This window comes from Telluribacter sp., from assembly GCF_035998675.1.
Lineage (GTDB): Bacteria > Bacteroidota > Bacteroidia > Cytophagales > Spirosomataceae > Telluribacter.
In genome coordinates this window covers 854,203-869,457 of the sequence record NZ_DASYHI010000020.1, presented here as the reverse complement: position 1 = coordinate 869,457, position 15,255 = coordinate 854,203, and the positions used below count along the sequence as shown (strand labels likewise).

Here is a 15,255-nt window from a genome sequence, read left to right as displayed (position 1 = left end):
ACTGGTTTAACCAGCAAAAAGTATTGTCATACAGAAGAAACGGGTACTACATTGTGGCACCAGGCCATTAGATTCATCAGCTGGGACAGCATCTTCATCCCCCTATTTTTTCGCTTCATAAAAACCGGTTGGTAACTCATTTCCGGTCTGCGTAGTTTTGAGTATCTGTTAGCCATGAGAAAATAGATTATAGATTGATTTATACCACCCAGGGTACGGTGGAAGTAAGTACCTCAGCCTATTAATACCCTTCCTTCATGACTATTTTTTAAACCAATGAGTCAGCATCCGATCAATCTGGGCGTTCGTTTTTTACTGGAAATTCTGGTATTGGTAGCGCTGGGTACCTGGGGGTGGCAAAAGCCGGAAGGTACTTCGTTGCGCTACGGACTGGCCTTGTTACTGCAGGTGGTGGCGGCCACGGTATGGGGTGTTTTCAGGGTGCCCAACGACCCGGGGGTATCTCCCGTGCAGGTACCCGGCCTCGTTCGTCTGCTGTTGGAAATCCTGTTTTTTTGGGCGGCCGTTGCCGCTCTCTACGACCTGAATCAGTTTCGTAACAGTCTGGTGCTGGGCGTGGTGCTGCTGGTACACTACCTATTATCATACGACCGGGTGTTGTTGCTACTGCGGCAGTATGCATTTCAGCCATCTGCTGGGAAAGTGGCTATCGCTGTTGTTGGTATGTTAAGATTTATTCCGGGTGAAATTAATTTGGTACTTGTGAGATAAGTGAAGATATTGGATGTATTATACTATTACTCTATCCTCACTGAAATGCAAAAAAGGCTACTAATCCCCACTACCGTGCTGGTAAGCATGGTACTACTCCTTAGCGGCTGCGCCCAAACCAGCTCCTATCCCGAAACCAGATCATTGGCTGCCAACCATCGTCTTATTGCCATTATTCCCCCTAAGGTGGAGCATAGAGGCATTAAAAGAACAAAAGCAACCGCAGGGCATGAGAACCAAGAGCGGGCATCCCTGCAATTCCATCAGTTAATGTATAGCTGGATGTTAAAAGAAAAAACCGAAAACAGAGTGTTCGTGGACGTTCAAAGGGTGAATGATACAAACCAAAGGCTTGAAGCAGCGGGGTATTTTGACGGAGAAGCCCTAACGCCGGCTCAAATCTGCGATATATTAGGTGTAGATGCCATTTTGGTCGCTAACTTCACATCGAATAAAACCATGACCGATACTGAATCGCTAGTAACAGGTATGGTATTAAGAGGAATTGGACCTTTTAACCGGGGAACACAGAATAACAAAATGGCTTTAACACTCGAGTTGTTTGATAAGGGAACGCAGGATACCATCTGGACCTATACGCACAAACTTTCTGGAGACGCACGGACTACCCCTGCTATGCTGGTTAACAAGCTTATGAAGTCGGCCAAGAATAAAATGCCCTACTACTATCCAAAGGGCAGTCCGAAAAAATAATTGGGTTAAGGTGTTTAACATACAGAGGCAGTAATCAAAACAGCCGCTCCCCCTGGGAGCGGCTGTCGCTTTATAAAGTACCTGTTACAAACCAGGTTTTACCTGACTACCTCCGGTGTACCTTCCAGGATATTCGCCAGCGAATTATCGTAAAGGTCTTTGGCTTCGGAAGTACCCATGATTGTTTGTCCGTCTACGACGAATCCTTCGCGGGTAACTGTACCCAGGTGCTGGTAGGTAGTGCTGAGGTCGCTTAGTTGCTGCTCAAACTCCGGCTGCTTGTCTGCTTTTACGCTCACCAGTACCCGGCTTTGCGCTTCACCGAAGAGGTAAGCATCCTGCCGGAAGCTGTTATCGGTAGTAATGTCGAAGCCCAGGTTACGGTACATCGCCGACTCGGCCAGGGCCACAAACAAACCCCCGTCTGACAGGTCGTGCACTGAGGCTACTACGCCGGACGTAATCAGTTTACGAACGGCCTGCTGCAGACTAAATTCTTCTTCCAGATCAAAGGCCGGCGGGGGCGACTGTTTTACACCCCGGTAGCTGTACAGGTACTCCGAAGAAGCAATGTCGTTTTTAGAAGTACCTACCAGGTATAGTAAATCGCCTTCGGCCTGGAAAGCGAGTGGCGTCTGGAATTCCGGCTTCTCCACCAGTCCAATCATACCGATGGTGGGCGTCGGGAATACCGGGCCGTCGTCGGAGCTTTGGTTGTAGAAACTCACGTTACCGCCCGTCACGGGGGTGCCAAACCGCTCACAGGCCTTTCCCATTCCTTTTACGGCCTGCACAAACTGCCAGTATACTTCCGGTACGTAAGGATTACCAAAGTTGAGGTTGTTGGTTACCGCCAGCGGCTCGGCTCCGGCGCAGCGCAGGTTACGCGCCGCTTCTGACACCGCAATCTGCGCGCCAATAAACGGATCAGCGTTGACGTAGCGGCTGTTGCAGTCGACGGTCATCGCCAGCGACTTTTCGTAGGCCGGGCGGGCGACGTCCCGGATGCGTACCACGGCGGCATCGGATGGCTCGTTGGTGGTGCGCGTTGCGGTACCTACCATGGAGTCATACTGCTCGGCTACCCAGCGCCGCGAGCAGATGTTGGGGTGGGAGAGCAGGTGCTTCGCCACGGCCGACAGTTCGTCGGCGTTTACATCCTGAATGGTATCTATGCTGAATTTCTTAAACTCCTGGTAGTAGGCCGGCTCGCGGTACTCGCGGTGGTACTGCGGTGCGCCACCGCCCAGCACGAGGTCGTGCGCGGGTACATCGGCAATAAGCTGACCGTGCTGGTAAAAGTGCAGACGCCCCGTATCGTTATCACCGGGGGCTACTACTTCCCCAATCTGTACGCAATGAAGGTCCCACTTATCAAAAATCTGCTTGATGTCGTCTTCCTTTCCTTTTTCCACGACCACCAGCATGCGCTCCTGCGACTCCGACAGCAATATCTCCCAGCCGTGCATATTAGATTGCCGGGTAGGTACCTTGTCCAGGTCTATGACCATGCCGTGTTCGCCCTTAGCGCTCATTTCGGACGTAGAGCAGATAATACCCGCAGCACCCATGTCCTGAATACCAATCACGTAGCCCGTGGCAATTACTTCCAGGGTAGCTTCCAGCAGGAGCTTTTCCATAAAAGGGTCACCTACCTGCACGGCGGGCAGCTTTTCAGTAGATTTATCGGTAATGTCTTCCGAAGCGAACGTAGCCCCGTGAATACCGTCCTTACCCGTGGCCGAACCCACAATAAATACCGGATTGCCCACGCCATACGAAGTTGCCTTGGCAACTTTACCTACTTCGACAATTCCCGCCGAGAAAGCGTTTACGAGCGGATTAGTATTATACGATTCGTCAAAGAAAAGCTCACCACCTACCGTCGGGATACCGAAGGCGTTGCCATAGTCGCCGATACCTTTTACCACTCCTTTTACCAGCCATTTGGTTTTGGGGAGTTTGGGATTACCAAAGCGCAGGGAATTGAGCTGGGCAATGGGACGCGCGCCCATCGTAAATATATCGCGGTTTATACCACCTACCCCCGTGGCGGCTCCCTGGTAGGGTTCCAGCGCCGAAGGGTGATTATGAGATTCAATTTTGAAGCTACAGGCCAGCCCCTCGCCGATGTCCACCAGTCCGGCGTTTTCTTCACCGGCCTTGGCCAGCATCCGGTCGCTGTCGCGGGGGAGGGTTTTAAGCCATACAATGGAGTTCTTATAAGAGCAGTGCTCCGACCACATTACCGCGAAGATACTCAGCTCGGTAAAGTTGGGGTCACGGCCTAAAATTTCTTTAATTCTATCAAATTCTTCGGCGAGTACACCCAGCTTGCGGGCGGTTTCGACGGTGGGGAGGGCGTTGCCGTCCAGTACTTCGGTAGATGACACTTTTTTCTCGGTTTACAGGTACATGGCCCGCCGGTACCTGGCGGTTAGCGGCGGTACCATGGGTGGCGGGCTTCTTTACTTCCGCAAAATTAGGCTTTTAGCCCGAGAGAAGCGAAGCCCAAAGAAAATTTCTGTACAAACTATTGACCTGTATTATTTCATTCGTACTTTTGCACTCACATTTGCGACCAAGCAGATCTTTTAGAGGGATGGCGGAGTGGTCGAACGCGGCGGTCTTGAAAACCGTTGTAGGGCAACCTACCGGGGGTTCGAATCCCTCTCCCTCTGCTCAAAGCCCGTTTAGTAAAACACTGAGCGGGTTTTTTTATTTCATGTCAACCCGGCAGGCGCATGCAGATCCAGGAAATCGAATCGCTGATCCAACAATTTCAGTACCTCTCCAAGGGGCGGGTGGATTTTCGCAAGTACGCCTATTACGCCATTACGCACCACTCTACGGCTATCGAGGGAAGTACCCTCACCGAAAATCAGGTCATCGACCTGCTCGAATACGGCAAAACTGTTCCTGAGAAACCCTTTTCTCACCACCTTATGGCCTATGACCATTACCGGGCGCTGGAATACGTCGTCAACCAGGCAGACAGTCAGCGCAGTCAGGTGAATGCTCACATTGCTATTGATTTATTGCGGGACATAGCGGCTCATGTGATGCGAGGTTCGGGCGGGCCTGTCAATACTGTACTTGGCACCTACGACACATCCAAAGGCGATCTGCGGTTAAGCAGCGTCCGGGCCGGGAACCGCTCGTTTCCGGATGCCAAAAAGGTGCCGGATCTGTTAAAAAATTTTTGCGAGAGCACCAATGCACAAATTCATTCCGCCCAAACAGTAGAGCAAAAATTGCGTACCTCCTTTCAAGCCCATTTCGATTTGGTGAGTATCCATCCATTCGGCGATGGCAATGGGCGTACTTCGCGGCTGCTGATGAATTTTATCCAGACTTTATTCGGCTTACCGATCTCAGTCGTTTTTGTGTCCGATCGGTTTGCGTACATCGAGGCCTTAGAACAGGCCCGCCGAGAGGAATACATGGCTCCTTTTTATGATTTCATGTTTGAGCAGTACGGGAAGTTTCTCGTGCTGGAAATTAGGGAGTTAAAGAAATGAGGGGTGGGGGCTGTATACGAATACTTGATTGCTTCCAGTAACATCAGATGCTAAGGAAGGTAATTTCGTCAAATTTTCTAAACAGCTAGACCGAAGGCAATTCTTCACAATTCGTCTTTCTCAATCGTGTCTTCCAGTACCTCCCGTAGGCATTTTACTACACCTAGCTCAATCTCTTCCCTACCTATTCCCGTAACAGGCACATCCATAGCCCGGATATGAATGGGCTCCGTGATGAGCATTCCTGAACTTACCGAAAAATGAGCCAAGGCGGGATCACTTCCAAAACGGCAGGGATAGAGCAGTACTACCTCTTCTGTCTCCCGGCGAAGCGCATACGCTATCATCTGATACAGGTCCGGCTGACTGATGCCCTCTTTGGAGTCTTTACTCTTCATATCCCGGAGCTTGTACTTAGTGTCCACTATCAGTTTTTTGGCGGTTGTTTTGTGGACAAGCAGCAAATCATTTCGTAGTTGAAACACCTTCTGATCAGTGAGCCAGCCGACTGCTTGTGGTTTTACTGTAAATTCTCGGTGGAAATGTAGCTGCGCAATGCCGGCGATAAAATCCTCGAAAACGTAATCCATGGGTAACATGAAGCAGAAATGCCTTTCGTGGGCATCCTGACGGTTCAGGTAGCTATTGGACAGAAAAAAGCGACACATATCCAGGCAGGCTTCGTATTCATGGAAGAAACGATTGAGATGGATGGAATCGCACGCTTCGGGCGTGCAGTAGACATCATCCACTTCATCCAGCATAAATAGTACCTTTTCTAACCAGCGGTAGGTATCGGGTAGCCGGCACAGGTGCGTAAGCCGACGGGATACGTACTTGATGATTTGATTGAGGCGGTTGTTGAACACAAAAGGTACGTAATCGCAAACGAACTCGTGCCAGTAGCCCCGGTTTACGCTGTCGCGGAGGTAGGCCTGAGTATTGAGCGTACCCCGCAAAAACGACATGGCCTCGGTACATTCTTCGTAATGCTGGTAGGGTTGCGTACTTACCAGATGGTAAGCATAGCGGGCAAAGTACCCAACCAGCGCTTCCGGAAAATCATCAATACGGTCCGAACCGCTCAGCAAGTCCGCAAACGGAAACCGGATGTTCCGGCAATAGTGAAGCCACCACAGCACATGACGGAAGGCCGCGTCGGCTTCCTCTTTTCTGAATAGCTTCGGCAGGATCTCTATGGTGATATTTTCGTATTGAACAAAACCGATGTACTTCCCGGCCCGGAGGTAGGCTCCCTGATTTTGATCGCCAAACTCAAAGCGCAGAAAAGGCTGCAGCACCGACTTCTCTTCGTCATTTTGAGTTTCATCAAAAACAAAACGACTCACCCATACCTCGTTCAGATACTGTTTCAGCCCGGCTACGTCAAAGTCCCTGGGAAGAGGATCGGCGGATAGCTCGTGTTCGATGAGTCTATAACGTGTCGTCATCTACCTTCAATTGGTACGAAAAGTCACACTGTTTAGTGTTGATGTGGGCTGCGTCAAGTACTTGTTTGACCAGCTCAGTCCGGCCGCTAAAATATTCCATCAGCAGCGGGATTACTCTTTTTTCGAATACTGGGGCAAGTTGCCCCTTTTTTCTGTTCAAAAAGTAGGCGTGGCCAATCAGAAAGTCTGCCGACTTCTTTATGTCATGAATAGCTTTGTTCAGACGTTCTAAAATACCACCCGTTTCGGGGTCCATTCCCTCTATGTCGTACTGGGGGTACATACCTTCAAACTCAAACCTACGGCGCAGCGCAATATCCAGCAGGGCCAGCGATTTGTCGGCGGTATTCATAGTGCCGATGATGTACAGGTTGGGAGGCACCGCGAAGCGTTCTCCCGAGGGTAGCAGCAGTTGTAGTTCATTCTCAGCCCCCAGGCGCTTGTCCTCTTCCAGCAATGTGATTAGCTCCCCAAAGACCCGTGACATATTAGCCCGGTTGATTTCGTCGATAACAAGGACGTAGTTTTTGGGAAATTCTTTTTGGTTTTGCCGTACTGTCCCTTTCTTAATCAGGAGGTCAGCCAATGGCTTATAGTAGGACGTCAGTCCCAGTGGAGACTCACCCCCTTCATAAATACGTTGCAGGGTAGCTATACTAAGTGCATGGGCCGTACCCCCGCTCGATTTACGAAAGTCAATGACATTTTCGCCAAGCCCGGTCAGGTGGAAATATTTGCTGGATCTCATAGACACCTGAATCTCCTGGCCTTGTTCTTCCAATGGCTGAATGAATTTTTCAAATACTTCCTTAAACGGCAATAGCTGCTCAACGGAGGTACTCCACCCACTGGCTTCGTAGTTTTTTCGGGCACGTTGCGAAATTTTGTAAAAGATACCTTCGTGTCGGCTAAACCTTAGACCGCCCTCCGATCCCTTCAGGTCAGGCTTTATCCCTAACACAAAATCCTCATAGGTGTAGTTTTGGTGGAAAGTAATAAACTCAATTTGGGAGCCTAACAGCTCATCAAACCGTTTTTTATTTATAGTATGTTCAGGGCTTTTTTCTCCGTCAATGATCTCCACAGCTTTGCCAATGGTCGAGTAGGTTTTGCCCGTGCCCGGCGGGCCGTACACAATGGTGTTTTTGGGAAAGTTTTTCTGAGGGTTATAAGAGCTTACGGGTTCAAAAGCAGTTATGTTTCCAAGCATTTGCTCAATCATCTCATATTCTTCTACTGTAGAACTGAAAGTCGTTCCCTGATTTCCCCCCTTGAAATTTCTAAATTCAGGTAGATCCTCGATTTGCTTTTTCCTTACCGGATTATCCCACAGGTTTTTTAATATCTTGATCCTCACCCGTTCTGAGGGAGTTTTTACGCTCTCTTGGATCTGATAGTACTGTTCCGTTTCATCATCTGTTGACGTGAAAATGTCCGATGTGACCTCTGCAAGGGCATAACAGCCGCTTTGATCACCAGTTACCCATAATATTACCTTATCGCCTATGCTAATTTTATCTTTATGGGCGGAAACACGCCAGGTTTTGATTGCGTCGGCTTTTAGTGCATCTACAATTCTGAACTGGGAAGGATTGCCCTGAAAAACCCAATAGTTACATTTTGACTTTTCTATTGAAGCAGCTTCGTTAGATTTCCTTTTCTGATTTTCCAGGTAAGCTTCATGAGAAATTTTATAGAAAGGCTTATCTATTACACTTTTCAGCTTTTGAAGAATTGCCAAATATTCATCGTAGGTGTTGAAAACAGAACTAATTCCTCTGTCTTTCAAATAAGGAATGGTCTGGCTGTTTATTGGAAGAAATTTCTCGGGGTTAACACAAAATAAGCCTTCTGTAAGTTTGGCATTAGCCAATGCATAGGTATTGAGTGCTTTGCTAAACTGTTCCTCCTTTATTGAATCATTTACCGCTTGTTCAAAGAGTAGCTTTAAGTTAGGTATGTCATCTGGCTTTCGTCTGAACTTATAGCCAAACCACCATGCACTCTGAGCATTAGCTGTAGGAAGTCCATATACGTCGGTGGCAGGGGAGTTGTCAGAGTCCAATAAGGAAAGGAGATCGTTTAGGAGTTTTATTCTCCGCTCATCACCATATTTGTTTAGCAAGGATAAAAATGAAAATGGATCAATATCTTCCAGTTCCACCCATTCATTCTTAGGGAATTGATCTCTAAGGCCGACATCTATTCCGATTAAATTCGCCATATCCAACAATTCTTTGGAAGAGTAAGATGGAAGTTTTTTAACCAGTTCTGCGTAAAGAGGGCGCCAGGTAAATTGGGATTGGTTTTCAGACATTAGGATTATACATTTTAGAAGAGGCAGGATACACTGTTTCTTTTCCCAATGTAAAGAAAAAATCCGAAGGTAGCGGCTGATAGGTACTTTCAGAATCGTATACTTACTGACACTACTTAAGTACCTGTACACTTCAAATTCAGACAAGTTATGAATCTTCACAAAAATGTACTGCTGCTCCTGCTGACCCTGGGAGCCTTTACCCATACCAGCCAAGCTCAAACGGTCAATGGCAAGTCGCTGACAGAGATTGACGCAGAGTATATCGAGATTTCGGCTACCAGCACTGGAAAATTACTAAGCTCCGCCGTAACTATCGATATTGATTTCGGACAGCTGGACGTCAGTTTAGGAAATAAGATTACCGAAATCCGGGACGAAAACGGTAAAGCAGTGGTGTTTGACTCTATGATGGGCGCGCTGAATTTTATGCATAAACTGAGCTACGAACTGGTGCAGGTGTACGTGCTGACCCGGAGTTCGGGAGACGTGCGGTATTTTATCATGAAAAGGAAGGCCAGGCCGCGTACTGAAGAAGGGTAGTGCCCCAGGGAACTGGTAACGAGAAAATTTAAAAAGCCCCGAAACCAAAGGTTCCGGGGCTTTTGCTTTTTCAATTTGCTGGTTCTCAATAATCCTCGCCTTTAACAGGCAAAAATTCAGCGTCTGCCCAAAGTTCCGGCTCAAAATCTATTTCTTCCTCGGTTTTATAATCTACAAACGCTTCGGTACCGTTTCCGTCCCAGTCGGCGTAGTAGGTAGCAAAGGCAAAGTCCAGCTCGGACTCATCTTCCTGTTGTGTTTCTGAATATACAAGTACCAGTGAACCATCCTCGGGCATTGATTCTTCTACTTTATTCCATTTTGTGGTTTTAGAAATCATAATTAGTACTTGTAAAAACTACCTACTGGTAAAAAAAGTAGCTATCGTGCCGGGTCAGGTTGCCGAGGACGTTTTTCAGGGTCATTTTGAGTTCCTGGTAGGCACCGGGTTTTACTACGTAGCCCGCCGAGCCCAGGTTTTTGGCTTCGCACACATCCTCCTTATTTCTTGAGGTAGAATAAATAATAATGGGTACTTCCCGGAGCCTTTCGATTTTCTTGAGGTTAGCCAGGCACCACTTGCCGTCAAGGCCGGGCATATTCAGATCCAGAAAAATAAATTCGGGCGTAAAGTCCAGGTTGGTCTTTAGCTTATTTACCGCTTCCAGGGCGCTTTCCTCACTGATACAGGCAAGCGCGGGATCTATTTCGCGCAGGGCCGAAGCAAAAAGAAAATGCTCGTCCTGGTCATCGTCGATAAGTAAACAGGTAGCGCTCATGTGGATAGGAGTTTTATGGGTTAGAGAAGGTGGGGAGGGATTGTTAAGACAAATATAACCTAATTTTTCACATCTGCAATAGCTGACATAGCCAAAGGTAAAAAATAAGTAGCTTGCTGTCAGATAGTTAAATTTTTATTGACTACTATTGGGCCATTTCCGGACCTGATTGCCGCAGGAGCCGAAGGTATCTACGAGAAAGATGGTCCGGAGGATCAAAAGGTCGAAAAAAACTTTTCCTAACCAGGCAGCTAAGCCCAGGTACCCCGGTACTACTCAAAAACAGGAAGCTTATGGAAGGCCCCGAAGTACTACAGAACCGGAAGTACCACCACGAAGGTAGTACCCTGTTCGGGAGCGCTGAAAACCGTAATGCCGCCGCCGTGCAGTTCGACTACCTTTTTGCAAATGGCCAGCCCCAGGCCATGGCCCGAGTAGTGGCTGCGGCCGTGCAGGCGGACAAACAGGTCGAATATCCGGTGACGATTGGCTTCCTCGATGCCGATACCATTGTCCGTAATCCGGATGGCCAGCCACTGCTTTTCCGGTGCAACACTGGCTTCGCGGATTTCCGGCCCGGTGGCCGGACCCGCCTCAATGGTTACGAGCGGAGGGGTAGGCTCATTGGAAAATTTCAGGGCATTGGTAATCAGGTTCTGGAAGAGCTGATGCAGCTGCGTGGGATTGCCAAGTACCGAAGGAAGTTGTCCTACCAAGACTTCGGCTTTTTTATCCCGGATCACCAGGTCAAGGTCACCAAGTACCGCCTGTACAATGGGGGTCAGGGAAACCACCTCCGGTTGCTCTTTCTGGTTGGAGAACCGGGAGTACGTCAGCAGGCCGGCAATGAGTTCCTGCATCCGGTTACTGGCCGACTGCATCCGGGTTACGAGGTCGGCTCCGGCGGGCGGAAGTACCGAGCCGTACTGTTTCAGCAGCAGATCCCCGAAGGATTTAATCTTGCGGGTAGGCTCCTGAAGGTCGTGCGAGGCAACGTAGGCAAACTGCTCGAGATTCCGGTTCGATAACCGAAGCGCTTCGAGTAGCGTTTCCTGCTTTTGTCGCAGAAGTACCTGCTGGGTAATGTCCATGAAGGTCAGGATAACGAGGCCGTTGGCGGTCTGGGTCATGGACAAATCGAACCAGAAAATCGTTTGCCGATCGGGGGAGGGAAAGCTGACTTCGGTCCGGAAGGGGCGTCCGGTTTCGATGGCTTCGACGTAACGCTCAAAAAATCCAACTTCCTGAACAATAGGAAACAAGGTCAGATAGGTGTTGTTGATTATTTTTTCGTAAGGAAGATTTGAAATAAGTACCCCGGCCTGGTTGGTCATCAGAATCTTGAAATCGACAATTTTTCCGTGTTCATCCCGCAGGATTTCCATGGCATAGACGCCGTTGATAGAGCTGTCCAGGACGCCTTGTACCAGTCCGGTCTGGTGCCGGGCTTCCACCAGCGCTTCCTGGATCCTGGTAACATCAACGTAGGTAGCTACTATACCGTTGTTGAGCTTGTGCATGGATGCCTTCAGCCATTTGCCCGAAATGGGATCTTTCCAGTTTTCGACAATATGGGACTTACCCGTTTCCATAACCGCCAGCGCATCTTTCAGCAGGTCAGGCCTGTCACCCACCAGTTCCTTGACAGAATAGCCTACCGCGTTAAAGCCAAATATTTGTTGGAAAGCCTCAATGGTTATTTGATTGGCCTTGGTAAACCGGAAATCTATGATAGCGTTATTTTCATCCCGAATAGCCTCCGACACCAGTATGTAGTTGTCGGAACTGTTAAGGATACCGTCCAGAAGCTCATACTGCGCCTGGAGTTCGATGGTAGCCTTTTTGAATTCGGTTATATCCATTATAATCGTCATTAACCGGTCCCCGAGCCTAGAGGCGGAGATTTCCATCCACAACTCCTGGTTGCCCCGTCGGTTGTATCTTTCTAGTCGTACGGGCTTTCCAGTTTTGAGGACACCGGCATATCGCTCCATGTACTCAATAGCACCGGGGGAGATTTGGATGAGGGTGAGCTGTCGGTAGTTGTCTTCCGAAAACATGCCCCCGTAGAGCGCCGCCTGATTAAACATGGCGGCCTTGAGGTCAACAATTTCACCACTGGTATCATACACCGGGTCCCACAGAATAATGGCATCCTGGCTGCTATCAATAATCTGCTGCTGGAAGTGCACCTGCTGCTGGGCTTTGCGTTCGGCCAGTAATTTTTCGGTAAGGTTATAGTAGCTGATCACAACGCCGTCACCGTAGCGGCTAACGGCAGTCTGGAAAGTCTGGTCCTTGTCGGGATAGTACTTTTCGGACACAAAAGGAGTACCGGTTTCAATCACCTCAAGGTACTTGTTGAACTGCCCCAACTCCCGGGTTTGGGGGTACCACTCCGACATAAGCTGCCCGAGCTCCGCGCTCAGGCCCAGAAAGGGATTGTCACGCGCGGCCTGATTCTGGAATACCAACCGGAGGTCTTCTACCTGACCCTGTTCATCCCTGACCGCCTCAAATACGACCACGCAGGTAAGGCTGGTGGAGAGCAGGTGTTCGCCGAGGGCCTGCGCGACAAGTACTTCACCCGCCTGTTTTTTAAGTTGAATCAGCAGCGAATTATTCAGGCTTTTTACCTCAAATGCAAAGGGAGTTTTTGCATCCGGTAGGGTCAGTAGTTCGGTAGTGCCGGCTTGGCGGGTACCGGAGGTATAGGCTGCATCGAGGGAGTGAAGCAGTACCTGAGAAGGAATGATTTGTTCCAGGGAAATGGAGGGGGGCATAGTCCCCGTCCACGCCAGTATTGATTTTGCCCGTTGGTTAATAGCTTTTACTTCGTACGTACTGGTTTTGGAGTCTTTTTGCCGTTGGCAGATGAGCAGCGCGTCGGTAGCATTATCAAAAAAATCTAATACTAAATCATTCATGAATTAGGAGTCCGGAAGTTTACACTATTACCTTAAAAAATGCCAACAGCTTACAGTAGGATGGGATAGGAAAAGGTTCTGCAATATACTAAATCGGACTAGTAAAAACATACTAACTTACTTCACCGCCAGAAAGCCGAATCGTCCTGAATGATCCTGACCTGCTGGCCCAGACTACCACCGGCCTGCTGCCATATTTCAGTGAGCTGGTCGCCTTCCGGCCTCACCAGCGGAATGGTTATCGTACGGGTAGGCAGGGGCCGTGGGGCTTGCTCAATCATGCGGGTACGCAGGTAGTAAAGCGCGGGAGCCAGGTCTTCGATCTGGTTACGGCCGGCGTCTCCGTCCGAGAACGTCATGGCAAAATGTAGGATGGACCCGCCGCGCCGGAAAAAGCTCCCACCGTAGTCGCGGAGGGTGGCAGGGTTGAGCGGAGTGCCGGGCGCATCGCTGTTGTTGTGGCTCAGGTCGTGGGGGTCAAACTCAATGGCCGCCTGCGCCTGCGGAAAAGTACCCCGGTTAAAATCGGTAGCCATCAGCTTTTTGAAAAGTTCGGGTACATTGCCGCCATCGGTCGAATAGATAATGTCACTCCCCTCAAAAATATACTTCAGGTTATAGGTCAGGTACCAGGCCGACTGCGCACCCGCGACGTCGGCGTAAAAGCCCGCTACTTTGATACGGTTGCCTGAGCCCTCCCGGATGGCATCCTGGAAATTAGTCCAGAACTCCCGCAACCCCAGGGTCATGAACTGGTACCAGTGCTGCCCCAGGGCCGTGTTGGCCCACAACTGACCGGTACTCCCGGGCATTTGGTTGGGGTCGGGTACCGGAGGCTCCACCTCGCCCAGGCCCCGGGTGCGGCAGTACTCCCGCCAGGCGGCCCGGTTGGCCGCCGAATAACCCGTAATCTCCGTCCAGCCCCAGGGGTCATACCGGACTATACCCGGCGAGAAATATTCTTCAGTATCGCCGTAGGCCATGCTTACGTACACCAGGTCATCGGCGTAGGGAGCCAGTACCTGAGCCATGTGCCGGAGGGTACGGGCCAGCTTTTCTCGGCCCGCCCGGGAGTACAGAGCGGGCTGGTACTGGTTTCCTTCAAACGAAAAGGGAGTACCCAGCATACCCCGGGTCCAGTCGGTGTCGGGCAGCAGGCCGTCGTTCTGCAGGCGCAGGGGCCAGAAACAAACCGCGAATTTCAAGTTATTGGCTTTACACCAGCGCAGGGCGGCGAGCAGCGCCTGGTCGCGGTACTGTCCTTCGCGGGGTTCGTACTCGTACCAGCGTACCAGCATCCGGAAAGCATCAATCGCCTGAAACGTTTCTCCGTTATGGGAAAGACTGTTGAAGGCCGCCATGCGCCGACGCCAGGGCTCGGCTATGCCGGTGGAATCCTGCCAGTCGAAACCCCAGCCGGTACCATTCATCATCAGTATACGGCCGGTCTGATTGGTCAACCCCACGGTTTTGATTTTGTCGTTCCGGCTGTGCGGCCGCAGGGTAACCGACTCCTGTACCTGACAACCAGGCTGGCCCCGGGGCTGTATAGCCAGGGCTACGTGTCCTTTGGTGGGCAGGTTGGGTAGTGTCAGCGTACCATTCGTGAGGTTCTTTTGCCATGTCCATTCCTTTGCTCCCTGCTTCATTACGACATCCAGCGTTTGCGGGGCCGGGGCAGCCGCGTTTAGTTCCAGCCGAAGGGTACTTCCGGTCTGTTGGTAACCCCTGACGCTCAGCCCGCAGAGCGCAGAATTGGAATCGGTCAGGTGGAGGGGGGCCGTAGCGAAGCAGCCCGGCTTGCCCATGGAGGAAATGCGAATAGTAGCCGTACCCACCGCCGCCACGCCCTCGATCCGGAACCGCCGGTGGGACTGGTGGTGTATACTATCCCATTGCCAGGTCTGCCGGCCCTGGCTGAGTACTACGTTGAAAGGGGTGAGGCCGGCCTGGGAGGCAAAAATATCCAGTTCCACCGCCCGCCCCTTTTGTTCATACGCACGGATTACCAGGTCACAGTTGGAAGTAGTATCAACCGGGGAAGCAGAGCGGTCAGCGCCGGTATAGGTACTAGGCGACCGGTCGGGCAGTACTCCTCGGTCAGGGGCAGCGGTACCAGCGGACATACCGGGAACCATACGTACCAGCAGTAAAGGGAATAGTAGGAAAAGGGATTTTATCATAAAAATACAATTGGGGCCTTTTTATCAAAAACCGGCCGGAGGGGTAGTTTACCCACTTTACGGAATAATAATTAAAAACCGGTTGCGG

Annotated in this window: 11 protein-coding genes and 1 tRNA gene; 5 read left to right on the top strand and 7 right to left on the bottom strand. The window is 50.3% G+C overall.

What is annotated here, in order from left to right; genetic code table 11:
- The first annotated feature begins 276 nt into the window (after positions 1 to 276).
- Entirely contained in the window at positions 277 to 732 is a 456-nt protein-coding gene (locus tag VGN67_RS17840; RefSeq protein ID WP_327488211.1) for a YrdB family protein, read from the top strand.
- Positions 733 to 819: 87 nt separating this feature from the next.
- Positions 820 to 1,446 (top strand): hypothetical protein, encoded by a 627-nt coding sequence (locus VGN67_RS17835; protein WP_327488210.1) that lies wholly within the window; start codon positions 820 to 822, stop codon positions 1,444 to 1,446.
- Between the two features lie 98 nt (positions 1,447 to 1,544).
- On the opposite strand, the gene purL is transcribed toward VGN67_RS17835, so the two are convergent.
- Positions 1,545 to 3,839: a phosphoribosylformylglycinamidine synthase subunit PurL gene (purL, locus tag VGN67_RS17830; RefSeq protein ID WP_327488209.1), complete on the bottom strand. Its 2,295-nt coding sequence runs from the start codon at positions 3,837 to 3,839 to the stop codon at positions 1,545 to 1,547.
- A gap of 203 nt (positions 3,840 to 4,042) precedes the next feature.
- Between purL and VGN67_RS17825 the strand changes: the two genes are divergently transcribed.
- A tRNA-Ser gene (locus tag VGN67_RS17825) sits at positions 4,043 to 4,127 on the top strand.
- Positions 4,128 to 4,190: 63 nt separating this feature from the next.
- Positions 4,191 to 4,967, top strand: coding sequence for a Fic family protein (locus tag VGN67_RS17820; protein WP_327488208.1), 777 nt, complete (start codon positions 4,191 to 4,193; stop codon positions 4,965 to 4,967).
- A gap of 104 nt (positions 4,968 to 5,071) precedes the next feature.
- Here the strand turns inward: VGN67_RS17820 and VGN67_RS17815 are convergent, their stop codons facing one another.
- Together VGN67_RS17815 and VGN67_RS17810 are read right to left on the bottom strand one after the other, a co-directional pair.
- Positions 5,072 to 6,418, bottom strand: a complete 1,347-nt coding sequence (locus VGN67_RS17815) for an McrC family protein (RefSeq protein WP_327488207.1) — start codon at positions 6,416 to 6,418, stop codon at positions 5,072 to 5,074.
- Positions 6,402 to 8,735: an AAA family ATPase gene (locus tag VGN67_RS17810; RefSeq protein WP_327488206.1), complete on the bottom strand. Its 2,334-nt coding sequence runs from the start codon at positions 8,733 to 8,735 to the stop codon at positions 6,402 to 6,404. Before VGN67_RS17810 ends, VGN67_RS17815 begins: the two co-directional genes overlap by 17 nt.
- Before the next feature lie 150 nt (positions 8,736 to 8,885).
- Here VGN67_RS17810 and VGN67_RS17805 point away from each other — a divergent pair, with 150 nt between their 5' ends.
- Positions 8,886 to 9,278 (top strand): hypothetical protein, encoded by a 393-nt coding sequence (locus VGN67_RS17805; RefSeq protein ID WP_327488205.1) that lies wholly within the window; start codon positions 8,886 to 8,888, stop codon positions 9,276 to 9,278.
- An 85-nt stretch (positions 9,279 to 9,363) separates the two neighbouring features.
- Here VGN67_RS17805 and VGN67_RS17800 read toward each other — a convergent pair whose 3' ends face one another.
- From VGN67_RS17800 to VGN67_RS17785, 4 genes are all read right to left on the bottom strand, one after another.
- On the bottom strand, positions 9,364 to 9,618 hold the full coding sequence (locus tag VGN67_RS17800; RefSeq protein WP_327488204.1) for a hypothetical protein: 255 nt from the start codon (positions 9,616 to 9,618) through the stop codon (positions 9,364 to 9,366).
- Positions 9,619 to 9,640: 22 nt separating this feature from the next.
- Positions 9,641 to 10,057 carry a response regulator gene (locus VGN67_RS17795; protein WP_327488203.1) on the bottom strand — a complete coding sequence of 139 codons (417 nt, stop codon included), beginning with the start codon at positions 10,055 to 10,057 and terminating at the stop codon, positions 9,641 to 9,643.
- Between the two features lie 311 nt (positions 10,058 to 10,368).
- Entirely contained in the window at positions 10,369 to 12,984 is a 2,616-nt protein-coding gene (locus VGN67_RS17790; protein ID WP_327488202.1) for an ATP-binding protein, read from the bottom strand.
- Positions 12,985 to 13,106: 122 nt separating this feature from the next.
- Positions 13,107 to 15,167 carry a hypothetical protein gene (locus VGN67_RS17785; RefSeq protein WP_327488201.1) on the bottom strand — a complete coding sequence of 687 codons (2,061 nt, stop codon included), beginning with the start codon at positions 15,165 to 15,167 and terminating at the stop codon, positions 13,107 to 13,109.
- Positions 15,168 to 15,255: the final 88 nt, after the last annotated feature.